Genomic DNA, 23,251 nt, shown 5'->3' on the forward strand with positions numbered 1-23,251 from the left:
TTTATTGTCGCTGCATGCCTGCACCTGCGTACATGCCCCCGACGAAAGGTTTTCCGGATGCACTGGTGGCACAGGCGCTGGACGACGCACTGAGCTGTGGTGCGGCCATCCCAGTATTGGCGATCAGCGGCCTGCAGGGGAGCGGCAAATCGACGCTGGCCGCCCAGGTAGTGGCACTGGCCGAATCGCGCGGCCTGCACGCGGCGATGCTTTCCATCGATGATGTCTACCTGACCCGCGCCCAGCGCCAGCGCCTGGCGCGGCAGGTACACCCGCTGCTGCTGACCCGCGGCCCGCCGGGCACCCACGATCTGGCCCTGGCCCATGCCACCCTGGACGCGGTCGCGGCCGGCGGCCCGGTCGCCCTGCCCCGTTTCGACAAACTGGCCGACGAGCGCCAGCCTGAGAAGGACTGGCCGCGCATCGACCGCCCGCTCGACCTGCTGGTGTTCGAAGGCTGGTTCCTGGGCACGCCGGCACAGGACGAGGCCGACCTGGATCCTCCCCTCAACGCACTCGAGCGCGACGCCGATGCCGACGGCCACTGGCGCCGCTGGTGCAATCACGCGCTCGCGCAGGACTACCCCGCGCTGTGGCAGCGTTGCGACCGGCTGTGGTTCCTGCAGCCGCCGGACTTCTCGGTGATCCCGCGCTGGCGCTGGCAGCAGGAGCAGAGCCTGCAGGCCGCCCAACCCGACCGCAGCAGCATGAGCCGCGCCCAGCTTGAGCGCTTCGTGCAGTACTACGAACGGGTCAGCCGGCAGGCGCTGCGTACGTTGCCGGCGCTGGCCGATACGGTGATCGCCCTGGACGAACAGCGCCGGATCGTCGCGCCGCGCTGACCGCGGCATCGACGGAAACGCAGCACTCAGCCGACCAGGAAGGTCACCCGCAGATTCACCCGCCACTCGGTGATGTTGCCCTCGCCATCGGTGACGACCTTGGTTTCATTGATCCAGGCGCCCTGGATGCCCTTGACCGTCTCGGACACCTTCTTCAGGCCGCTGCGCACCGCGTCCTCGACGCTGGTCTTGGAGGAGGCGTTGATCTCGATGATTTTGGCTACGGACATGGGTCGCTCCAGTGGCGCGCGGGACACTCCGCGCCGCCCCACCATGGGGGCCGCCGCGTAAAGGCGATGGCACGGAGATGTTAGGATCGAGGGTAATGAATCCCGCTCCGAACCTCATCCTGATTGGCCCGATGGGCGCCGGCAAAACCTGCATCGGGCGCCGGCTGGCCGAGCGCTTCACGCTGGACTTCGTGGATGCCGACCAGGCCATCGTGGACAGCACCGGCGCCAGCATCCCGGCGATCTTCGAGCACTCCGGGGAGGCCGGCTTCCGCCAGCACGAGCGCGAGGTCCTGCACGCGCTGCTGGACGGGCACGGCCAGCTGGTCTCCACCGGCGGTGGCGCCGTGCTGGACCCGGACAACCGCGCGGCGATCGCGCGGCGCGGTTTCGTGGTCTACCTGCGGGTCAGCGTGCCGGCCCAGCTGGAGCGGCTGGCCCGCGACCGCGGCCGCCCGCTGCTGCAGCGCCCGGACCGCGAGCAGGTCCTGCACGAGATGGCTGCTGCCCGCGACCCGCTCTACCAAGGCCTGGCCGATCTCACCCTGGATACCGATCTCTACACGCCCGCCGAGGCCACCGCGCAGCTGGTGCTGCGCCTGGCCGCGCAGTGGCAGCGACAGGAAACACCCGAATGACCGCCTCCCCGCGTACCGTTGCCGTCAGCGGCGACACCCCCTACACCATCCACATCGGCCCGGGCCTGCTCGGCCAAGGCGAGCTGCTGGCCTGCCACGTGCGCGGCCGCCATGTGCTGCTGCTCAGCGATTCGTCGGTCGCCCCGCTGTATCTGGCCGGAGTGAAGTCGGCGCTGCTGGCCGTGCGCCCGGATCTGCTGATCGGTGAGCTGGTGCTGCCCGCCGGTGAAGCCTCCAAGACGCTGGCCCACTTCGGCGACGCGATCACCGCGCTGGCCGCCCTCGGCGCCACCCGCGATGCCTGCGTGATGGCCCTCGGTGGCGGCGTTGCCGGCGACCTGGCCGGCTTCGCAGCCGCCTGCTGGATGCGCGGCGTGGACTGCGTGCAGCTGCCGACCTCGCTGCTGGCGATGGTCGACTCTTCGGTCGGCGGCAAGACCGCAGTGGACATTCCCGAAGGCAAGAACCTGGTCGGTGCGTTCCACCCGCCGCGTGCCGTGATCGCCGATACCGCCGCGCTGCGCACCCTGCCGCCGCGCGAGCTGCGTGCCGGCCTGGCCGAGGTGATCAAGTACGGCGCGATCCGCGACCCGTTGTTCTTCCGGTGGCTGCAGGCCGAACACAGCGCGCTGCTGGCGGGTGATGACACGGCGCTGGCCCAGGCGATCGCGCGCAGCTGCGAGCACAAGGCCGAGATCGTCGCGCGCGATCCGCTGGAAAAAGGCGAGCGCGCCCTGCTCAACCTTGGCCACACCTTCGGCCACGCCATCGAGACCGAACAGGGCTACGGCGCACCGGGCAACGACAACCTCAACCACGGTGAAGCCGTCGCCGTCGGCATGGTGCTGGCCGCACGGCTGTCCGCGCAGCTGGGCATGAGCGGGGATGCCGACACCGCGCAGCTGCGCGAACTGCTGCTACGCTACGAACTGCCGGTCGCCATTCCCACCGGCCTGCAGCCCGAAGCGCTGCTGGCCCGGATGCGGCTGGACAAGAAAAACGTCGCCGGCCGGCTCCGCCTGGTGCTGTGGCGTGGCATCGGCCGCGCGGAGGTCGTCGCCGACGTCGACGAGGCCGACGTCCTGCGCGTGCTCGCCGCCGGCTGAGCCTGCGACGTTACGCCGCACCCGCGCCGTCGCTGACGGCCGCGTCCGGCGTTCACGGCTACAATCGGGGCATGCGCGTCTTCCTGCACCAACACGCCCGCGGTGCCGATCCGGCCCGCTATCTCCAGCTCACCCTGCAACCGGACCTGTTCGGGGGCTGGGAGCTGCTGCACGAGTCCGGCCCGATCGGCGGGCGCGGGCAACTGCGCCGCGAGCTGTACCTGCAGGAAGACCTGGCGCTGGCTGCATTCGAGAAAGCGCGCGACGCACACCTGCATCGCGGCTACGACGTGACCTACACCAGCGGCGATGCGCCGCCCTGAGCGGCCACCGCCGCCCCACCCCCTCCGGCCCTGCGCCACCAGATCCCAAGGAAGCGTTCCGTGACCAGCCCCTCCCGCCATGATCGCCTGCTGCGCGCCCTGCGCCGCGAACCGGTGGACTGCACCCCCGTCTGGCTGATGCGCCAGGCCGGTCGTTACCTGCCCGAATACCGCGCCACCCGCGCCAAGGCCGGCAGCTTCCTGGCCATGGCAAAGAACCCGGACATCGCCTGCGAAGTCACCCTGCAGCCGCTGCGCCGCTTCGACCTCGACGCCGCGATCCTGTTCTCGGACATCCTCACCATCCCCGACGCGATGGGCCTGGAGCTGTACTTCGTCGAAGGCGAAGGCCCGAAGTTCCGCCATCCGGTGCGCGACGCCGCCGCCATCGCCAGACTGGCCGTGCCGGACATGGAAACCGAGCTGCGCTACGTGATGGACGCCGTCCGCGTGATCCGCCGCGAACTCGACGGCAGCGTGCCCCTGATCGGCTTCTCCGGCAGCCCGTGGACGCTGGCCTGCTACATGGTTGAAGGCGGCGGCAGCAAGGACTTCGCCCGCATCAAGGCCATGGCCCTGAACGAACCGGCCGCCCTGCACCAGCTGCTCTCGGTCGTCACCGACGCCGTGATCGCCTACCTCGCCGCCCAACGCGCGGCCGGCGCCCAGGTCCTGCAGGTCTTCGACACCTGGGGTGGCGTACTCAGCCCCACCATGTACCGCGAATTCTCCCTGCGCTACCTGACCCGCATCGCGCAGGAACTCGAGCGCGGCGAAGGTGCCGAGCGCACCCCGCTGATCCTGTTCGGCAAAGGCACCGGCCTGCACCTCGGCGCCCTGGCGGACACGGGCGCCGACGCCCTCGGCGTCGACTGGACCCTTGACCTCGCCGACGCCGTCGCGCGCACCGGCGGCCGCGTCGCCCTGCAGGGCAACCTCGACCCCACCACCCTCTACGGCAACCCGGCCGCCATCGAACGCGCCGCCGGGCAAGTACTCGACAGCTACGCCCAAGGCAACGGCGGCTCCCGCGAAGGCCACGTCTTCAACCTCGGCCACGGCATGTCCCCGGACATGAATCCCGAGCACGTGCAGGTCCTGGTGGAAGCAGTGCATCGCTTGAGCCGACGCTGATCGGCGTCGGCAGGTAGCCGGCCAGCGGCCGGCACTACCCGGGCATGACCGACGCGGGCGATCTGCATCCAGAAACGCCTGCGCTCGCCTGCACCCTCGAGACGGACGGAGCACGCCGTCCGCAGCTGATCGGCCCCGATCATTGCCGCGCTGCGCGCGGCCATCCACGCATGGCGTGGATCTACCCATGGCATTCCCTTGCCAGCACGTTCATTGCCAGCATCACGTTCATCCCGGCATCAAGACGAGCGTCTGATTTCCTGCATCTACCGCACTTTCCCTGGCAGCCAGCTCACTGTCATGGGTGTGGCACGGGTGGGTTGGCGGGACCATGAGCGCCATGGATGGCGCGACATGAGCCTCCATGGGTGAAGGCGCATTGCTTGCGAGGCACTGCCTCGCATGCGACTGAACGCCCAGCCGCCAGCGGCTGGGCCGGGCCGCGGAGCGGGATTCACGGCGTGTCCCGCCAACCCACCCGTGCCGCACCCTCTCCTCGACGCCGACCGACCCAACGCTTCGGCTTCGGCTTCGGCTTCGGCTTCGGCTTCGGCTCCAGCTCCAGCTCTTGACCACACCCTGATCCCACATCGGCGATCATATCGCCCTCGTTGACGAAGGCCCGCACCATGACCACCAGCAGCTACGCCTCGATCCGGCCCCTGTTGTGGCTCGTATCGCTGGCCATCTTCATGCAGATGCTGGACTCCACCATCGTCAACACCGCCCTCCCGGCCATGGCCCGCAGCCTCGGCGAAAGCCCCCTGCAGATGCAGTCCGTCGTCTTCAGCTACGCCCTTGCCGTCGCCACCTTCATCCCCGCCTCCGGCTGGATCGCCGACCGCTTCGGCACACGACGCACCTTCCTCGTCGCCATCATCCTGTTCACCCTCGGCTCGCTCGCCTGCGCCCTCGCCCAGACCCTGCACCAGCTGGTCGGCGCCCGCGTCCTGCAGGGCATCGGCGGCGCCATGCTGCTGCCGGTCGGCCGCCTCGCCGTCATGCGCTCTGTCTCCCGCGAAGAATTCCTCCGCGCCATGAGCTTCATCGCCATCCCCGCCCTGATCGGCCCGCTCATCGGGCCCACGCTCGGCGGCTGGCTGGTCGAAGTCGCCTCCTGGCACTGGGTGTTCCTGATCAACCTCCCGATCGGCATCATCGGCTACGTCGCGGCCATGAAAATCATGCCCGACCACTACGCCGAACACCGCACCCGCTTCGACATCGCCGGTTATCTGATGCTCGCCTTCGGCATGGTCGTGCTCTCGCTCGCGCTGGACGGCATCTCCGGCATGGCCACCCCGCATGCCCTGGTCATGCTGATGACCGTCGCCGGCCTCGCCGCCCTGGTCGGCTATTGGCTGCACGCCGCCAACTCGACGGCGCCGCTGTTCTCGCTCGCCCTCTTCCACGTCCCCAGCTACCGCATCGGCATCCTCGGCAACCTGTTCTCGCGCATCGGCAGCAGCGCCATGCCCCTGCTCATCCCGCTGCTGCTGCAGGTCGGCATGGGCATGAGCCCGATGAATGCCGGCCTGTTGATGATCCCCGTCGCGGCCGCCGGCATGGTCTCCAAACGCTACGCAGTCAAACTGGTCGAACGCTTCGGCTATCGCCGCGTGCTGATGGTCAACACCGTGCTGGTCGGCTTGGCGATGGCGAGCTTCATCTTCATGACACCGGGCCAGCCCCTGTGGATCCGCATCGTCCAGCTGGCGTTGTTCGGGGCCGTCAACTCGTTGCAGTTCACCGTCATGAACACCGTCACCCTGCGCGATCTCGACCGCGACTTCGCCAGCGCCGGCAACAGCCTGCTCTCGATGGTGATGATGCTCGCCACCGGGTTCGGTGCGGCCGCCGCCGGCAGCCTGCTGGCCGCCTTCAATCACCTCGATGCCTCGCACGGCGCGACCGCCGCGCTGCACGCGACCTTCGTGTGTGTCGGCGCCATCACCCTGACCTCCACGCTGATCTTCTGGCAGCTGCCGGATACGCGGCCCTCGCCGCGCGACGTCGAAGAAGTCGCCGAGTAGCCGCGGGCAGACGTTCAGCGGTCTGCAGTTTGCTGTTGGCGGTTGGCGGTTGGCGGTTGGCGATCAGCGATTGGTCACCCTCGGCGGACCAGCGGTCCGCTGTTACCGGGGGGCGTGCAGGACCCGCGCGATCGCCTCCACCAGCAGGTCGCCGGTCACCGGCTTGCGCAGGAACGCATCGAAGCCGGCATCACGGGCCTGCTGCTCTATCGACGGATCCGTCCGCGCGGTCACCGCGATCAGAGGCATCTCGAAGCCCTGGCTGCGCAGATGCCCGGCCAACGCGATGCCGCCGAGGCCCGGCAGGTCCAGGTCCATCAGCGCCACATCGAACGGCGCCTCGCTGACCTCGCGCAACGCCGACAATGCGTGCTCGGCATGCACCACCTCATGCCCGCGCGCGGACAACAATCCGCTGACCACTTCCGCCACCGTCAGATCGTCCTCCACCAGCAGAATCCGCAGCGGCGGCAACACCCATTGCGCGCCCTCGGCGGCGCCGGGCGCGCCAGTCGTGCCCGGCTCCAGCGGCAACGGCAGCGTCACTGTGAAGCGGGTCCCCACGCCGAGCTGGCTCTGCACGCCGATCTGTCCCTGCATCGCCAGCGCCAGTTCGCGACAGATCGCCAGTCCCAGCCCACTGCCGCCGTACTGCGCCGCGGTGCGCGCGCCATCGGCCTGCTCGAAGCGACGGAACAGCCGCTCCTGCTGATCGGCACTGATGCCCGGCCCGGTGTCGGACACTTCGATATGCAGCCCGCGGCCGGGCGTGATCGCGCGCAGCGTCAGACGCACTTCGCCGTGGCTGGTGAACTTGACGGCATTGCCGAGCAGATTGAGCAGGATCTGGCGCACGCGTAGTTCATCGCCGATGGTGCGGGTACCAGGCGCCACCGTGTTGTCGACCACGAACCGCAGCCCCTTCTGCCCCGCCAGTGCGGCCATCAGCGCGCAGACATCGTCGATCGGCCGCTGCAGCTGGAACGGCTGCGCCTGCAGTTCCAGCCGGCCCGATTCGATCCGCGCCAGGTCCAGCGCATCGTTGACCAGGTGCAGCAGGTGCTCACCGGCATGCCGGATCGATTCGGTATAACCGCGCTGCTGCGCGTTCAACGGCGAGGACAGCAGCAGTTCGCTCATGCCCAGCACCCCGGTCATCGGCGTCCGAACTTCGTGGCCCAGGTTCGCCAGGAAACGCGTCTTGGCCATCGAGGCCTGCTCGGCCAGCTCCTGCTTCTGCAGCGCCAGCTGGTAGGCATGCCGGCGCTGCAGCCGGCGCCGGTAAAGCCAGGCGAACAGACTGAGCAGCAGCAGCACGACGGAGGTCAGCAGCAACAGCCCCGACAGGCTCCGCCACCACGGCGGCAGCACCCGGAACTCCAGCACCTGCACACGCGACCAGATCTGGTCGGCCGAGCGTGCCTGCACCTCCAGGCGATACCGGCCCGGCGGCAGGCGGGAGAACAGACGCTCGCCCCCGGGCCCCACTTCAACCCAATCGGGATCGTAGCCGGCCAGGCGGTAGCGGTAGTTGTTGGATGTGGAATCGGCGAACGACAGCAGCCGCGCCACGATCCTCAGGTCGCGGTCGCCATCGGCGATGTCCAGCGGCACCGCATGGGTCAGGTCCAGCACGCGCTCGCCGCGGCGCACCTCGACCCGCTCGATCACCAGCGGCGCACGGCGCGTGGCCGGCTTGACCTGCGCGGGATCGAATATCACCACCCCGGCCGGCGTGCCGCCGACGATGCGCCCGCTCGCGGTCAGGGTCAACGTGCGGCGACGGAATTCCTGGCTGGGCAGGCCATCGTGCACGCCATACTGGCGCACGCTGGCGGCCTGCGGATCCACCCGCACCAGCCCCCGTGCGTTGGCCGCCCACGCCACGCCCTGCCGGTCGACCACCAGGCCGGTCGCGGTGATCGCCGGATAGCCCGCACCACTGCCGATCACTTCCTGCAGGGTCAGCCGATCGCCCTGCCAGCCGTAGTGCGACAGTTTGCCTTCTTCGGACAGCCACACACTGTCATCGCCGGCCAGCGCCATGGCATACACGCCTGCCGCGGGACCGCCGGGCAGGGGCGCGAAACGCGATTCCGCCGCCACCCACTCCAGCAGACCCTGTCCGGTGGCGACCCACAACCGATCCTGCGGTCCACACTGGATGTCCAGCACGCTCTGGCCGATCTTCAGCCCGGCATGGCCCAGGGCGACCCGGTGCAGCACGCGCCCGTCGAGATCACGTTGCTGCAGTCCGTTGGCCGACGCTGTCCACAGGCGCTGGCCATCGCACAGCGCCAGGGATTCGACCGGGCCCTCCATGGCCGCATCGACGGCCGCATCGCGCCCCCAGCGCCGGATCTGCTTCTGACGGGGGTCGTAGCGCAGCAGCGCATCCCAGGAACCGATCCAGACCTGCCCGTGCGGATCCTCGAGCACCGACTGCAGCCACTGCGTGCCATCCACCCAGGTCCGGTGCTGCTCGATCTTCCCGCTCGCCGGGTCGAGCTTGTCCAGCGCGCCATGCGTGCCCACCGTCCACACGCCTCCGTCCGCCGCCGCGCCCATGCCCAGCACGTATGCGTTGCGCAGCGACGCTGGATCGTCTTCCAGCCGCGAGAGCACCGAGAACTGCCACCAGCGCGGCAGCAGGTGCCACAGGCCGCCGTTGGTGCTGGCCAACCAGATGCCCCCCTCGCGATCTTCGTAGGCGCCGGTCCAGTTCGGCCGCACCTGCCCACGGGCGATCGCGCTGTACAGCGGCACCTGCTGGAACTGACCGTTGATGGCGCGACCCAACCCGGAGCGCGTGTCGAGCCAGTACCCGCCCTGCTCGTCGCGCAGCATCATTCCCAGGATCTGATCGCCTTCGGCAACCGTCCACGGCGCCGGCGCGAAGCGACCGTCCGGGCGGCGCACGGTGACCCCGGCATTGCTGTTGATCCACAGGCTGCCGTCCGGCTCGGCGGTGAGCCCGGTGATGACGCGCGCCGACAACTGCGCGCTCGGCACCGGTTCGAAATCGTGCCCGGTCCAGCGCGCCAGGCCCGCCTGCGATCCGATCCACAACGTGCCATCGAGCGTGGTGGTCAGATAGCCGACCGAGGCGGCCGGCAGGCTGCGCGGATTGCCGGGCTCGGGCATGAAGCGGGTCAGCGTCCCGTCGCGCTCGAGCCGATGCAGCCCGCCCTGGTAGGTACCAAACCAGATCGCGCCATCCGGCGTGGAGGCCACGCTCCAGATCGTGTTGCTGCCGATCCCGGGATGGCTGTTGCGGTCGTAGAAGCGGATGTCGCGCCGATCGGCCGACATCATCGCCAGGCCGGCATTCTCCGTGCCGATCCACAACTGGTTGCGCGCATCCACGTGCACGCTCCAGACATGGTTGTCGCGCAGTCCATCCTCGGCGCGCCAGATCCGGTAGTTGCGGCCGTCGTAACGGGCCAGGCCATCGTTGGTGGCGATCCACAGGTAGCCGTAGCGATCCTCGGCCATGCGGTTGACGGTGTTGGACGGCAGACCATCGAACACGGTCAGCTGCCGCGGCGTCGGCGGTACCGGCTGGGCCGACGCGACCGCCGGCCAGAGCACACACAGGCCGATCAACAACGGCCACAGCACACGCAACACCTGATGGCTCTCCCGGGTCTGTCCGTGGATTCACTGCCGTCGCCCGGAACGGGCCTGTCACCCCCGACCACCCCGGTCATCGGGCAACGCCCCGCATAGTAAACCGTTCCCCAGGCCCGCACGATCCACGTTCCTTGCCATGACCCGCTGCATCGCCGCATGCAGTGCATCGCCCTGCAGCGGCTTGTGCAGCAGACCGTCGGCCCCGGCAGCGGTGACCGAGGCCTCCAGCTCCGGCTCGCGGCGGGCCGTGAGTATCATTACAGGCAGGCGCTGGTCGCGCTGGCGCAGCAGCCGCAGCAGCGACAGTCCGTCCATGCCCGGCAGATCCAGATCGAGCAGCATCAGCTGCGTGCCGGGCCGGGCCAGGGCAGTCAACGCCGCCAGCGCATGCCCGGCGGCAACCACCGCGTGACCCCGCATGCGCAGCAGACCGGTGACGACCTCGGCCACGAGAGGATCGTCTTCCACCAGCAGGACCTGCAGGCCATCGTGGTCAGTCACCGTCACCTGGGGATCGGGCAGCTGCGTGCCGCAACCGCCCAGCGGCAGGCTCAACACGGCCTGCCACCGATGATCGGGCAGCTGCAGCACCCGCAGCTTTCCCTGCATCGCAGCGGCCAGCACGTCCACGTCGGCCAGCATCTCGCGCACTGCGGCCAGCGCAGGCGATGGAAGCGCACCGGGCACCGCGATGACATCCAGCAGCAGGCCGGCGCCGCCCGGCAGCCAGGCCATGCGCAGGGTCACGCGGGTCGCCCCGACCTGCAGGGCGAGCCCCCGCACGAGCAGGTGGACGGCCTGTCGCAGCCGGTCCGGATCGCCGATGCGACAGGCACCGGCTGGGAGCGGCGGACCGAGCGACAGCCGGCAACCGTGCAGGTCCAGGCAGGCCGCCAGCGCCGCCTCCATGTCCGTTCTCCAGGGCCCGATGGCGAAACGGCGGGGCTGGACACGTACTTTTCCGGCCTGCAGCCGGGCGTCCTCCAGCGCTTCATCGACCACCTGCAGCAAGGCGCGCCCTCCCTGCTCGATGTGCAGTATCTGCTCCCGCGCGTCCGCAGACAGCGGCCCGGCCAACAGCAATTCGCTCATGCCCAGCACGCCGGTCAGCGGCGTCCGCACTTCGTGGCCGAGCGTGGCGAGATACTGCTGCTTGGCCTGCGCTGCCCGTTCGGCGCGCGCCTGCCGGCGTGCCGCCGCGCGCCGCGCGTTCGCCCGCCGCTGGTGACGCCGTACGGCCCCTGCCAGCAGCACCGCGCCGCCCATGGCGACCAGGCAGGACAACGCCCATGCACCGGGATGGGCCCAGCCGCTGTAGTCCACCTGCAGGCGCACCTGCTGCAGCGGCGTCCACTCGCCGTCCACGCCACGCGCCTGGAACTCGAGCACATGGGCACCGGCCGGCAGGCGTGGAAAGCCACGCGTCCCGCGTTGTCCGGCGCGGACCCACGCCGGATCCTGCCCACGCAACCGGAACCGGTAGTCGGTCATGCCGCGCTGCCCACCAGACAGCAGCCTCGCCGACAGCTGGATGTCGCGATCGTCGGCGTTGAGCCGTAGCGGATCGCCCACAGGCAGTTCGATCCATCGCCGCTGTCGACGCACCTGCACACGATCGATGACCAGCAGCGGGGGGACGGTGGTCGCGATCATGCCGGCCGGATCCAGTGCCAGCACGTCGCCGGCCAGATCCATCGCCAGCAGATGAGCGCCGACCGCGAGCAGGCCGAGGTCGAACACCATCGGCGGCAGGCCATCATCGACCGTGTACAACCTGGCGCTGCGGCGGTCAGGTGCCAACCGCACCACACCACGCGCGGTGGTGGCCCACAGCGCCCCGTCGTCCGCATCGGCCAATCCACGCGGTACCGCCGCCGGCAGCCCCTGCGCCGTGTCGACCCGCGTGGACCGGTGCAGGCCAACCGGTGCGCGCCGGTAGACGGTCCAGCCGTCCGGATCGGCCGCCCACAGCTGGCCGTCGGCGGCCAGATGCAACGCCCCGACCGCGCGGCGCGGGCTGGCCGGCACGGGATCGAAACGAGCGTGTGCCGGTTGCCACTGCTTCAGCCCCTCGCTGTCACCCAGCCACAGCTGCCCGGCAGGGTCGCATTGCAGGACGAAGGCCGTGCCGCCCGGGCGCAGTCGCGCCGCGTCATATGTGCGCTCGACCAGGACCCGGCCGTCGTCCGCCCACTGTTGCAGCCGCCCGTTTCCGGCCAGCCATATCCGGCCATCGCAGGCCAGCAGGGCGGTCTGTGTCGACACCGACGACCCGGCATCGTCCGCACCTACCCGCCAGCGCCGCCGCAGCCCCCGCGGCGGATCGATCCGGGTCAACCACGGGGCCGCGAACACCCACACCCTGCCCTGTGCGTCTTCGACCACCGCGTGGCGATCGGGACGCAGAGGATCCTGCGTGTAGGACCACCGGGCCCGCGAAAACCCGTGTACCGGCGAGACCTTGCCCAGCCACCCGCCCCGCGCCCACCACGCCTGCCCATCGGTCGCGGCGGCCAGCCCGCCCGACGCAGCGGCCGGTGGATCGCCCGGTGCCCTGAAACGCTCGAGGTGTCGCCACTGCGCGCCGAGCCTCCACACCCCCTGATGACTGCCCAGCAACCAGACCCGTCCCTGCCGGTCTTCGACCACCCGCACAATGCGCGGCATGCTGCGACCGTGCAGGTGGGGCAGCGTGATCGCGTGGCGGTCCAGCCCATGCCGATCCTGCCACCACAGCTGCGCGCCGTCGGCAAACCAGTCTCCGCCGGCACGGCTGGAGCCGAGCCACCGTGCCGGTTCGCGCGGCCGTGGTGCCGGCTGCAACGCCGGCAGGTACCGCACCTCGGTGCCATCGGCGGTACTCGAGCGCATCGCGCCCTGCGCATCCCGCCCCAGCGCCGTCACCGGCAGCAGGGAGGCGCCCAGCATCGCCGGCGTCTGGAACCGATCGTCATGCCACCGCGCCAGACCCGCCGCACTGCCGATCCATACCCCGCCCTGCGGATCGGCCGCGAGGTGGTCTACCCGTGCCGACGGCAGGCCGCCGCCAGCGCCCGGCAGGTACTGGCGCAGCCGGCGGTCGCGTCCCAGCCGGAACAGCCCCGCGTCGCGGGTGCCAAACCAGACGTCGCCCGCGTCCATCGGCTGGATCGCCAGTACCGGGCTGGGCGCGGCCGCCGACGCAGGCGGTCTCGCCCACCGCTCGAACCGCTGGCGATCGACCGACAGTCGCTGCAGGTAGCCATTCGCGGTCCCGATCCAGAGCTGGTCGCGGGCATCGAGCGCCATGCTGCGCACTTCGTTGTCGGCCAGACCATGCTCCATGCGCCACACCCGGAAACCGCCCCCGTCGTAGCGGGCCAGGCCATCACCGGTCGCGAACCAGAGGTAACCCTGCCGGTCCTCGACGATCTGATGCACCACATTGGACGGCAGGCCGTCCACGGTGGTGACGCGCGCGCCGTGGCTCGGCAGCGCCAGTGCCGACACCGCCGGCAGCAGCCCGCCGAGCAGCACACCGACCCATCGCCGCCGCAGCCCGTGCTTCATGCGACGCGCCTGCAGCGCGCCAGGCCATCGGCCAGCGCCGCCCGGCTTACCGGCAGCCGCAGGAACACATCGAAACCTGCTGCCATGGCCTCACGCTGGGCCCCGGCATCCGCGCGCGGGGTCAAGGCGATCCGTGGCACCCCCGGCCAGCAGCGCGACAATCGCGCACCCGCCCGTTCACCGCCCACGCGCAGGTCGGGGTCGACCATGATCACATCCCAGCCCATGCCCTCGCCTGCTGCGGTCGGCACGTCATCGAGCCCCGGCACATACCGCGCCGAATGCCCCAGCGATGCCAGCACTGCCGGCAGCACCTGACCGACCACCGGCAACGGATGCACGACCAGCACCTGCAGCTGTCCGCCACCGATCGGTTCGGCACGCGCGTACAACGGCGTGCCTGCCTCACCGGCGTCGACGCAGGGCAACGGCAGGCAGACGTCGAAGCAGGCGCCCTCGCCGGGACGGCTGCTGACGGTGATGTCGCCGCCCATGGCCAGCGCCAGATCGCGGGAGATGGACAACCCCAGGCCACTGCCGCCATGGCCTGCGGCCGTCCGTGCACCGTCGGCCTGTTCGAAGCGCTGGAACAGGCGCTGGCATTGCGCGGACGTCATGCCGGGCCCCGTATCGAGCACCCGCAGCAGCACGCCATCACGCCCGTCCGCCCACCGCGCTTCCAGCCGGACCGCGCCCTGCGCGGTGAACTTCAGCGCATTGCCCACCAGGTTGAGCAGGATCTGGCGCAGGCGTCGTGCATCGCCGATGAAGCAGGCCGACGCCGGCAACGTGCTGGACCACTCCAGCACCAGCGCCTTGCCCTGCGCCACCGGCAACAACAGCGCATGCAGTTCTTCGATCATATCCTGCAGCACGAACGGTGCCGGCTGCAGCTGCAGCTGCCCGGACTCGATGCTGGCCATGTCCAGCGCATCATCCATCAGCCGCAACAGGTGTTCGCCGGCGTAATGGAGGCTGTTGATCCGGTTGCGCTCCTCCGCAGCCAGCGGCACGCGCAGCAGCAGTTCGCTCCAGCCCAGCACGGCGGTCATCGGCACGCGGATGCGCTCGCCGAGCGCGGCGAGAAAGCGGGTGCGCTGCACGGACGCGCGGTCGGCATGTTGTTGCCGGGCGCGCAGCCAGCGCCAGCGTCGCTGCCGTCGGCGACGCGCCTGACAGCCGCAGCCTCCCAGCCACGCCACGCCGATCACGCTGGCCGCGGCGGCCCACCGCGCCGGCGGCGTCTGCCACCACGCCGGCGCGACCTGCAAGGTGACCCGGCGAGACGGCGACCAGCTTCCGTCGCCCTGGCGGGCCTGTACCTCCAGCGTCTGCAGACCTGCCGGGAGACGTTCGAACACGCGCAGCCCGGCGGCACCGCTTTCCTGCCACTCCGGATCATGCCCCTGCAGCCGGAACCGGTAGCGCACATGGGCCTGATCGCCGCCGCTGAGCAGGCGCGCGGCGACGCGGATATGCCGGTCCGCCCCCGACAGCGGCACGGGCCCGGTGCCGACCGGCACGCTGATCTGCGCGTTGCCGCGACGGGCGGTAATGGCGTGTATCACCAGGCCCGGCGTTCGCGCGGGACGCAGCACGGCCACCGGGTCGAACAGCAGAAGACCACCCTCATGCACCGCTGCGACCACATGGTCGCCGGCGGTCCGCACCAGCCGACGTGGCAACACATCATGCGCCGGCAGGCCATCGTCGCTGCCGAAGCGGCGTACACCGCCCGCATGCGGATCGACGCGGACCAGCCCACGGGTGTCGCCGGCCCACGCCACGCCGCGCGCGTCGATCACCAGCGCGCGCGCGAGCAGCTGCGGGTAGCCCTGCGCCTGGCCAAAACCGTGCGTCATGCTCAGCTGCTGCCCATCCCACCGATAGCGGCGCAGCATGCCCGGACTGCTGACCCAAACATGGCCGTCCCCGCCGCGTGCGATCGCACCCACCGCGTCACGGGGTGCGCCTTCAACGGAGGCGAAACGTTCCTGTGCGGGCAGCCAGCGCTTCACGCCGCTGCGATCCACCGCCCACACCTCGCCATCGTCGGTACACAGCAATTGCGGGCCGTGCGCCGGCGGCACCAGGCCAAGGGTCTGTGGCACGGCGGACAACTGCAGCGCGCCCTCGGCATCGCGTCGCTGGATGCGGTCGGAACGGGCCAGCCAGAGCGAACCGTCGCCGCAGGCCTGCAGGTCCACCGCGCCCGTACCGCCCTCCCACCCCAGCAGCCAGTGCCGCAACCGGCCGGTGCCGGGCGCGTATCGGGACAAGGTGTTGCCGCTGGTGACCCATACCTGGCCGCGGCGATCTTCAGCAATGCCGACGGCACCCGTGCGCAGCCGCGCGGGGCGGTAGTCGAAGCCACGGTCGGCGCGCCCGGTACGCAGGTCCACGCGCTGCACGCTGCCGCTCTCGCTGGCCACCCACACCTGCGCGTCGCCGGCGGGTGCCAGCGCAAGGACATGGTCGCCGTCCAGTCCCGGTCCGCCGTCGCGTGCGCCCGGCAGCAGCGTGAACTGGTGCCAGCGCGCGGGCAGATGCCACAGACCCTGGCGGCGACCGATCCACCACAGGCCGCCGACCCGGTCTTCCAGGGCATGAACGACCGCAGCGGTCTTGAGCGTGGTGCCGTCATGCCCGCGCAATGGCACGGGCTGCGCCGCGTGGCCGCGCGCATGACGCAGCAGGCCCTCAGGTCCGCTGGTCCACAGTTCTCCCGCCGCACTGCGCAGCAGCGGCATGTCGGGTTGCGCCGGCGAGGGCAGCACTGCACCGTCGGCGGTCCAGCGGTGCACGGCCCGCCGTGTTTTCGCCCACACGCCGCCGTCGGGATCGGGCCACAGCGATTGAATGTCGCCGCGTACACCGGGCGGCAACGCCACGGCCACGAAGCGATTGCCCTCGCGCCGCAGGACGCCCTCGGGCGTGCCGACCCAGAGCCGGCCATCGCGATCGGTGACCAGGGCATTCACCCGGGCGACCGGGACGCCCTGCAGCTGCAGCGGCACGACCTGCCAACGACCATCGGCGTGCCGCGCGAACAACCCAGCGTCGCGGGTACCGACCCACAGCATCCCCTCCGGCGTGCTGGTGATCTGCACGATCCCGGTGCGCGGCAACAGCACGCTCCCGTCGCCCGGCACAGGCTGGATCACGCGCCGATCGGCGGAGACCATGACCAGGCCCTCCGAGGCCGTCGCCAGCCAGAGTCGATCCTGTGCATCGACATGCAGCGCGCGCAGGTCCACGTCCGGCAAGCCCTGCTCACGGCGCCACGCGCGGAAGCGATGGCCATCGAAGCGCAGCAGGCCGTCATCGCTGGCGAACCACAGGTAGCCGACGCGGTCTTCGCCGATCGCACGGATGGCCGAGGTCGGCAGCGCGTCTGCAGGGCCCATCGGCCGCGGCCACGGCAACGTGACCAGGGCGCTGGCGGCGGCGAGCGTCGGCAGCCAGAGCATGACCCCCAGCATTACCCCCACCCAGCGACTGCCCACCGGTTCGGATCGGCCTCCTGCCACGCGCACCCCGACCGCCTCCGTTGCTTGAACAGCACGGTACGTCGATGTCGCGCGAACGTGGCTGCCCAGACCGGGACCACGTCACAACCTGATCAATGAACTTTCAGATCAACAATGAAGATTCGAGACGAATCGGCAATCGCAACAGCGCGCGGCGTTTCAATACCGCGCTGACTTTCCCGCGCGCGCCTGTGCGATCGCGTCGACCAGCATGTCGCCGGTCACCGGCTTGCGCAGGAAGCCATTGAATCCGGCCGCCAGCACCTGCTGCTCGGCGTAGGCATCCGAGCGTGCGGTCACCGCGATCAAGGGCAGCTCATAGCCCATGGCGCGCAGCTGCCCGGCAATCGCGAGGCCATCCAGCGCCGGCAGGTCCAGATCGAGCAGACCCACATCGAAGCTGCCGGCCGCCACCTCCGACAATGCCGCCAGGCCGTGCAGCACATGCACCACTTCGTGCCCGCGCGAGCGCAGCAGTCCGGCGATGACATCGGCCACGGTGGCATCGTCCTCGACCAGCAGGATCCGCAGCGGCGGCAGCTGCGTGCGCGTTTCCTGACCCGGATCACGCGGCGTGCCGAGCGGCTGCACGGTCCAGGGCAGCGGCAGCGATACCGTGAAGCGGGCGCCATCGCCCAGCCGGCTGTCGATCTGGATGCGGCCGCCCATCGCCACCGCCAGTTCCTGGCAGATCGCCAGGCCCAGGCCGCTGCCGCCATAACGCGAGGCGGTCCGCGGACCGTCGGCCTGTTCAAAGCGATGGAACAGCCTCTCCTGCTGGTCCTGGTTGATCCCCGGCCCGGTGTCGGAGACCTCGAAGATGATCGTGCGGCCGTCGTCGGCCAGCTCGACACCGAGCCCGACATGGCCGTGGTCGGTGAACTTGATCGCGTTGCCGAGCAGGTTCATCAGGATCTGGCGTACGCGCATCTCGTCGCCACTGACCTGCACCGGACCGGGCAGATTGAAGCTGCGTTCGAAGGCCAGCCCACGGTGATGGGCCATCGGTTCCATCAGCGCCTCGACCTGGTCGAGCAGGGACATCAGATCGAACGGCCGCAGATCCAGCTCCAGCCGCCCCGCCTCGATCCGGGCCAGATCCAGCGCATCGTTGACCAGCCGCAGCAGGTGTTTGCCGGCGTGCTGGATCGAGCCGGCATAGCCGCGCTGCACCTCGTCCAGCGACGTGGACAGCAGCAGTTCGCTCATGCCCAGCACCCCGGTCATCGGCGTGCGCACTTCGTGCCCCAGCGTGGCCAGGAACCGGCTCTTCGCCTGCGAGGCCTGCTCGGCCAACTGCTGCTTGTGCACCGTCAACTGCCATTGCTGGCGACGGCGCAGGCGCGCACGCGCCACGTAGGCCAGCGCCGCGATGCCGACCAGGCCGAGCAGCACGTAGCCCACGATCGCCCAGCCACTGCGCCACCACGGCGGGCGCACCTCTAGCTCCAGCGTGCTCGGCGGCGTCCACGCGCCCTGCGACGTGGCCGCCTGCACCTCGATGCGGTAATGCCCCGCCGGCAGGCGCGACAGCATCCGCTCCCCATCGGCGGCCTGCATCACCCAGTTCTGGTCGTAGCCGGATACCCGGTAGCGGTAGCGGTTGCCCTGCGGATTGGCGAAGGACAGCAGGCGGGCGGACACGATCAGGTCGCGGTCCTGCGGTCCCAGCACGATGGGCGCCTGGGTCGGCAGCATCTGCTGGCCTTCGGCATCGTCGCGGCGCACCTGCACGCTGTCGATCACCAGCTGCGAGGGCGGCAGCACCCTGTCCGCCGCATCCGGATCGAAGCCGACCAGCCCGGTCGCGGTCACCGCCAGAACGCGCCCGTCGCGCGCCTGCACCGGCGGGCGATTGCTGAACTCCACGTCCGGCAAGCCATCGCGCTCGCCATACAGGCGCAGCCGCCGCTCGGCACTGTTCCAGCGGATCAGGCCGCGTGGCGTGGTCGCCCATACCTGCCCATTGCTGCCCAGCGCCAAGCCGCCCATCGAAACCGCGGGCAGTCCCTCGGCCGCCCCGACGCGTTCGCGCAGGCTCATGCTCAGGCCATCCCAGCGATAACGCTCCAGCGCGCCCTGGCGTGCCAGCCACAGTTCATCCTGGCCGGTCCACGCCGCATCGTAGATGCTGCCGCGGGAAATGCCCGGCACCTGTTCAAAGCGGTCGTTGCGCCATCGCATCAGGCCCATCGCGTCGCCCATCACCCAGAGCTGCCCGCGCGGGTCGAACACCATCTGCTCGACCGGATTCTCGGTCAATCCGCGGTTCTGGTCGTTGCGGATGGTATCGAGCACGTTGCCCTGTGCATCGCGGCGCTGGATGCCGAAGTTCATCACCGACAGCCACAGCTCGCCGTTGGGCGCCTGGCGGATCAGGTCGATGCGCTGGCGCACATCGGCGCCGCCCCCGATCTTCCAGTCGCGCAGCGTGCGTGTCGCGGGCTGGTACAGGCTCAACCGACCGGCGCGACCGAGCCATACCGCGCCGTCCTCGCGGGGCAGCAGCGACCACGTCGCGCCCACCCCGATCTGCGTGTCGTCGGCGATCTGCCGCAGCTGGCCCTGCGCATCCAACGTGTACAGGCCGTGCGCACCGGAGATGTAATAGGTGTCGCCGAGCGCTGCCGCGCCGAGCAGATAGACGCTGTCCAGCGGTTTGCCGTCGAGCTGGTACCAGCTGGAGAAGCGCTTCCAGTCCGGTGGCAGATACGCCAGCCCCTGGGTCAGCATCGCCACCCACAGGCCGCCTTCGTGGTCCTGCAGCATGTCCAGCACGCCGCTGCGGGCGGTCAGGAAGCCACTGCCGGCATCGCCCGCAAGCAAGCGTGCGGTGCGCGCATCCCCGCGGTACAGGCCATCGGCCGTCCCCAGCCAGTAGCCGCCGTTGCGATCGTGGATGACGGTGGCCGCGCGCACGTCGGCGCTGAGCGTCCAGGGCGCGGGCCGGACCTGGTCATCGGCACCGATCCGGAACAGGCCGCCTTCGGTTCCCGCCCAGACCGTGCCGTCGGGCTCCCGGGTGAGGCGGAACACGCTCTTGCCGCCGAGCAGCGCCGGCGCGATGCGGGTGAAGCCATCGCCATCCCAGCGGGCCACGCCGTTGGAGGTGCCCACCCAGACCCGTCCCTGCGGATCGGCCAACAGACTGTAGATGGTGTTGTCGGGCAGGCTGCGCGGATCATCCGGGACGGCCTGGTACCTGACCAGGGTGCCGTCCTCGCCGCGCCGGCAGATCCCGTGCTGATTGGTGCCGATCCACAACGATTGCGAGGCATATGCCAGCGACCAGAACTGGCCTTCGCAGGCCTCGCCCAACGCAGGAAAGCGGGTGAACGCGGTGCGGTCGGGACCGAGCATGCTCAGGCCGACCCCGTTGCTGCCCACCCAGACGCGATCCAGTGGATCGATCAGCAGCGTTTCCACCTCGTTGCCGGGCAGCGAACCCGGGTCGGCCGGATCATTCCGCCAGACCCGCAGGCCCACGCCATCCACGCGGGCCAGGCCATCATCGGTCCCGGCCCAGATATACCCCTGCCGGTCCTGGGCCAAGGCCAGCACCATGCGCGAGGGCATGCCCTCGGCCGCGCCGAGGCGGCGCAAGCGTGGCGTTTCTGCCGATGTCCCTGCGGCTTCCAACACTGACGGCACTGCGCACAACCACAGCCCCAACAGCACGATGCCTGCACCCCAGCGGCGCGTGCTCATCGATCCGGTCTCCCTGTTGGTGCGGATTGTCACACAGCGATCAGGACGGTGTCCGCATTCTGGGCGGGCTGTCGTGGATGGAACGGCTGTTGTCGGCCGCACCACGATCTGTTGCAGCCATGCGCTGCATCCCGGCACACGGCTGTGCGTATGATCGCCCCAGACCCTGACGGAGCCAGCGCCTTGCTCACGCGCCTGACCCTTGCCCTGCTGCTGGCGGCCACCCCGCTGCTGGCCATCGCCGCCCCAGACCGCTATCGACTCGATCCGGTGCACACCCGCGTGCTGTTCGCGGTCGAACATGCCGGCTTCTCGCATGCACTCGGCACCGTGTCCGGCAGCGAAGGCCTGCTGGTGTTCGATCCGGACGACTGGCGCACGGCGCGTCTGGACGTCACCGTGCCGATCCAGCGCCTGGACCTCGGCGACGCCAAATGGAACACGGCCACGCTCGCGCGCAACCTGCTCGATGGCGAGCGCTTCCCCGAAGCGCGGTTCGTCTCGACCCGGGTCGAACCGATCGATCCGACCCACGCCAACGTCATCGGCCAGCTCACCGTGCGTGGCGTCACCCGCGAAGTCACCCTGGCGGTGACCCTCAATGCGCTCAAACGCCACCCGCTGCCACCGTTCCGCCGTACCGCCGGCTTCTCGGCCACCGCTACGCTCAGCCGCAGTGCTTTCGGCGTGGATGGCTGGGCCTCGATGATCGGCGACGAGGTGCAGCTGCGGATCGAGGCCGAAGCCGTGCGTGATCGCAACGCCGACGATCCGGCCGACGCCGCGCCCACCGATGCGCCGGGAACTCCCGCCGCGCCCATCAACTCAGATACCCCACAGCCGGTCCAGGAGACCACGCCATGACCGCCAAGAACACTCCAACCCGCTGGGGCGGCGTCAGCCAGACCCTGCACTGGCTGATCGCCGTGCTGATCCTCGCCCTGGGCATCGTCGGGCTGACCATGGGCGAACTGCCCAAGACCCCGAAGTACTTCTGGGTCTACACCATGCACAAATCAATCGGCATCACCGTGCTGGCGCTGGTCGTGACCCGCCTGCTGTGGCGCCTGTACGCCGGCGCACCCCATCCGGTGCCGGGCACGCCGACCTGGCAGGAGCGCATCGCCTCGGCCACGCATTGGCTGCTGTACGTGCTGATGTTCGGCATTCCGCTGTCGGGCTGGCTGTACGACTCGGCCAGCGGCCTGCGCCCGTTCCGCTGGTTCGGCCTGGTCGATGTGCCGAAGCTGAGCCCACCGGACGAACGCGTCACCCAGATTTCGCACGCCATCCATGAGTGGGGCTTCTGGCTGCTGATCGCCGTGGTCGTGGCCCATGCCGGTGCCGCGCTTTATCACCATTTTTACCAACGCGATGCCACGCTTGCGCGCATGCTCCCGCAGCGCTGGCTTGCCTCCCCCCAGAAGGATTGACCATGAACATCAAGCTCACCTCCCCCGCCGCGGTCGCCGCCGCCCTGGCCGGCCTGCTGGCCACCGCCCCGGTCCTGGCCGCCGATTACGTGCAGGCGCCTGGCTCGGTGCTGGCCTTCGCCACCAAGTACGATGGTGAAGTGTTCACCGGCACCTTCCCGGGCTTCGATACCAAGATCAGCTTCGATCCGGCCAAGCTGGACGATGCCAAGCTGGAAGTGACCATCCCGCTGGCGGGCGCCAAGAGCGGCAACAGCGACCGCGATTCGACCCTGCAGGGCGCGGACTTCTTCAACGTGGGCAAGTTCGCCCAGGCCAAGTACAGCGCCACCAAGTTCCGCTCGCTCGGCAACAACCAGTATGCCGCTGACGGCACGCTGGAACTGCGCGGCGTGAGCAAGCCGGTCACCCTGACCTTCACCTGGACCCCGGGCGCGCAGCCCGTGCTGGCCGGCAAGGCCACGGTCAAGCGCCTCGACTTCGGCGTGGGCGGCGGAGACTGGGCCGACACCAAGACGATCCCTAACGAGACCGCGATCAGCACCAAAGTGGTACTGAAAGCGAAGTAACGCCATCGGTAGTGGCGGGTGCCTCGGGGGCGGGGGGGGCGGGGCGGCGCCCGGGGGTGTGTCGCCCGCGCGGGCCCCCCCCCCCCCCCGCCCGCCACTACCGCATCAGGCAGCGCGAGTCGCATCCGGCACCGCCGAGCGACATCAGGCACCGCGAACCGCATCAGGCACCGCCCAGCGGCATGGGCACCGACGACCGAGTCAAGCGCCCGTTGGCACGCCCGGTGTCAGCCGATCCAGGCCCGCAGTCCCGCCACATCGAACGGCCAGTCCAGTTCCCGCCCCTGCGCATCGCGCACTACCGGCACCCGCAACCCGTAGCGGGCCTCCAGCGCGGCATCGTCATCGATGAACACACTGTCCAGATCGCCCACCCGGGCCTGGGCCAGTACCGCCAGGGCCTGGTCGCACAAATGGCAGTCATCACGCTGGTACAAGGTAAACACCGGCCCACCCGCCTTGGGAAATGTTGCGCCGCAGCCAGAGCCGGCGGCGCGAAGCGCATAGAATAGCGCTCCATCCG

General features: G+C 70.0%; 15 protein-coding genes. 9 read left to right on the top strand and 6 right to left on the bottom strand.

Annotated elements, in window-relative coordinates; genetic code table 11:
* Positions 1-14: 14 nt before the first annotated feature.
* Positions 15-842: a kinase gene (locus ABE434_RS10360; RefSeq protein WP_346478767.1), complete on the top strand. Its 828-nt coding sequence runs from the start codon at positions 15-17 to the stop codon at positions 840-842.
* 26 nt (positions 843-868) lie between these two features.
* On the opposite strand, the gene ABE434_RS10365 is transcribed toward ABE434_RS10360, so the two are convergent.
* The gene (locus ABE434_RS10365; RefSeq protein WP_121038908.1) at positions 869-1,072 is read right to left on the bottom strand and encodes a dodecin family protein; all 204 of its coding nucleotides are present in this window, start codon (positions 1,070-1,072) and stop codon (positions 869-871) included.
* A gap of 95 nt (positions 1,073-1,167) precedes the next feature.
* On the opposite strand from ABE434_RS10365, the gene ABE434_RS10370 reads away from it, so the two are divergent.
* The 5 genes from ABE434_RS10370 to mdtD all read left to right on the top strand — a co-directional run bounded on the left by ABE434_RS10370 (position 1,168) and on the right by mdtD (position 6,306).
* On the top strand, positions 1,168-1,710 hold the full coding sequence (locus ABE434_RS10370; protein WP_176990581.1) for a shikimate kinase: 543 nt from the start codon (positions 1,168-1,170) through the stop codon (positions 1,708-1,710).
* On the top strand, positions 1,707-2,816 hold the full coding sequence (aroB, locus tag ABE434_RS10375; RefSeq protein WP_346478768.1) for a 3-dehydroquinate synthase: 1,110 nt from the start codon (positions 1,707-1,709) through the stop codon (positions 2,814-2,816). The genes ABE434_RS10370 and aroB overlap by 4 nt, the downstream gene beginning before the upstream one ends.
* A gap of 71 nt (positions 2,817-2,887) precedes the next feature.
* Positions 2,888-3,139, top strand: coding sequence for a WGR domain-containing protein (locus tag ABE434_RS10380; RefSeq protein ID WP_346478769.1), 252 nt, complete (start codon positions 2,888-2,890; stop codon positions 3,137-3,139).
* Between the two features lie 60 nt (positions 3,140-3,199).
* Positions 3,200-4,273, top strand: a complete 1,074-nt coding sequence (gene hemE / locus ABE434_RS10385) for a uroporphyrinogen decarboxylase (RefSeq protein WP_346478770.1) — start codon at positions 3,200-3,202, stop codon at positions 4,271-4,273.
* Between the two features lie 629 nt (positions 4,274-4,902).
* On the top strand, positions 4,903-6,306 hold the full coding sequence (gene mdtD / locus ABE434_RS10390) for a multidrug transporter subunit MdtD (protein ID WP_179460333.1): 1,404 nt from the start codon (positions 4,903-4,905) through the stop codon (positions 6,304-6,306).
* Positions 6,307-6,408: 102 nt separating this feature from the next.
* On the opposite strand, the gene ABE434_RS10395 is transcribed toward mdtD, so the two are convergent.
* From ABE434_RS10395 to ABE434_RS10410, 4 genes are all read right to left on the bottom strand, one after another.
* Entirely contained in the window at positions 6,409-9,936 is a 3,528-nt protein-coding gene (locus ABE434_RS10395; protein ID WP_346478771.1) for an ATP-binding protein, read from the bottom strand.
* A 57-nt stretch (positions 9,937-9,993) separates the two neighbouring features.
* On the bottom strand, positions 9,994-13,488 hold the full coding sequence (locus tag ABE434_RS10400; RefSeq protein WP_346478772.1) for a two-component regulator propeller domain-containing protein: 3,495 nt from the start codon (positions 13,486-13,488) through the stop codon (positions 9,994-9,996).
* Positions 13,485-16,958, bottom strand: a complete 3,474-nt coding sequence (locus ABE434_RS10405) for an ATP-binding protein (RefSeq protein ID WP_346478773.1) — start codon at positions 16,956-16,958, stop codon at positions 13,485-13,487. The genes ABE434_RS10400 and ABE434_RS10405 overlap by 4 nt, the downstream gene beginning before the upstream one ends.
* A 219-nt stretch (positions 16,959-17,177) precedes the next feature.
* Entirely contained in the window at positions 17,178-20,726 is a 3,549-nt protein-coding gene (locus ABE434_RS10410; protein WP_346478774.1) for an ATP-binding protein, read from the bottom strand.
* A gap of 150 nt (positions 20,727-20,876) precedes the next feature.
* Between ABE434_RS10410 and ABE434_RS10415 the strand changes: the two genes are divergently transcribed.
* Genes ABE434_RS10415 through ABE434_RS10425 form a run of 3 tightly spaced genes read left to right on the top strand, consistent with a single transcriptional unit; the run spans position 20,877 to position 22,728 of the window.
* Positions 20,877-21,590 (top strand): YceI family protein, encoded by a 714-nt coding sequence (locus ABE434_RS10415; protein ID WP_346478775.1) that lies wholly within the window; start codon positions 20,877-20,879, stop codon positions 21,588-21,590.
* Positions 21,587-22,159, top strand: coding sequence for a cytochrome b (locus ABE434_RS10420; protein ID WP_176990590.1), 573 nt, complete (start codon positions 21,587-21,589; stop codon positions 22,157-22,159). Before ABE434_RS10415 ends, ABE434_RS10420 begins: the two co-directional genes overlap by 4 nt.
* A gap of 2 nt (positions 22,160-22,161) precedes the next feature.
* Positions 22,162-22,728, top strand: coding sequence for a YceI family protein (locus tag ABE434_RS10425; RefSeq protein WP_176990591.1), 567 nt, complete (start codon positions 22,162-22,164; stop codon positions 22,726-22,728).
* A gap of 227 nt (positions 22,729-22,955) precedes the next feature.
* Here the strand turns inward: ABE434_RS10425 and ABE434_RS10430 are convergent, their stop codons facing one another.
* Positions 22,956-23,174 carry a glutaredoxin family protein gene (locus ABE434_RS10430; protein WP_346478845.1) on the bottom strand — a complete coding sequence of 73 codons (219 nt, stop codon included), beginning with the start codon at positions 23,172-23,174 and terminating at the stop codon, positions 22,956-22,958.
* Positions 23,175-23,251 lie beyond the last annotated feature (77 nt).

The sequence above is a fragment of the Stenotrophomonas sp. TWI1183 genome (assembly GCF_039673115.1).
In the GTDB taxonomy this organism is placed as follows: domain Bacteria; phylum Pseudomonadota; class Gammaproteobacteria; order Xanthomonadales; family Xanthomonadaceae; genus Stenotrophomonas; species Stenotrophomonas maltophilia_AA.

Bases quoted from the DNA above. Each gene is read 5' to 3' on its own strand.
- ABE434_RS10365 (WP_121038908.1), bottom strand. From the start codon at position 1,072: ATGTCCGTAGCCAAAATCATCGAGATCAACGCCTCCTCCAAGACCAGC.
- ABE434_RS10370 (WP_176990581.1), top strand. From the start codon at position 1,168: ATGAATCCCGCTCCGAACCTCATCCTGATTGGCCCGATGGGCGCCGGC.
- ABE434_RS10380 (WP_346478769.1), top strand. From the start codon at position 2,888: ATGCGCGTCTTCCTGCACCAACACGCCCGCGGTGCCGATCCGGCCCGC.
- mdtD (WP_179460333.1), top strand. From the start codon at position 4,903: ATGACCACCAGCAGCTACGCCTCGATCCGGCCCCTGTTGTGGCTCGTA.
- ABE434_RS10425 (WP_176990591.1), top strand. From the start codon at position 22,162: ATGAACATCAAGCTCACCTCCCCCGCCGCGGTCGCCGCCGCCCTGGCC.
- ABE434_RS10405 (WP_346478773.1), bottom strand. From the start codon at position 16,958: ATGCTCTGGCTGCCGACGCTCGCCGCCGCCAGCGCCCTGGTCACGTTG.
- ABE434_RS10415 (WP_346478775.1), top strand. From the start codon at position 20,877: ATGATCGCCCCAGACCCTGACGGAGCCAGCGCCTTGCTCACGCGCCTG.
- ABE434_RS10420 (WP_176990590.1), top strand. From the start codon at position 21,587: ATGACCGCCAAGAACACTCCAACCCGCTGGGGCGGCGTCAGCCAGACC.
- ABE434_RS10400 (WP_346478772.1), bottom strand. From the start codon at position 13,488: ATGAAGCACGGGCTGCGGCGGCGATGGGTCGGTGTGCTGCTCGGCGGG.
- ABE434_RS10410 (WP_346478774.1), bottom strand. From the start codon at position 20,726: ATGAGCACGCGCCGCTGGGGTGCAGGCATCGTGCTGTTGGGGCTGTGG.
- ABE434_RS10360 (WP_346478767.1), top strand. From the start codon at position 15: ATGCCTGCACCTGCGTACATGCCCCCGACGAAAGGTTTTCCGGATGCA.
- aroB (WP_346478768.1), top strand. From the start codon at position 1,707: ATGACCGCCTCCCCGCGTACCGTTGCCGTCAGCGGCGACACCCCCTAC.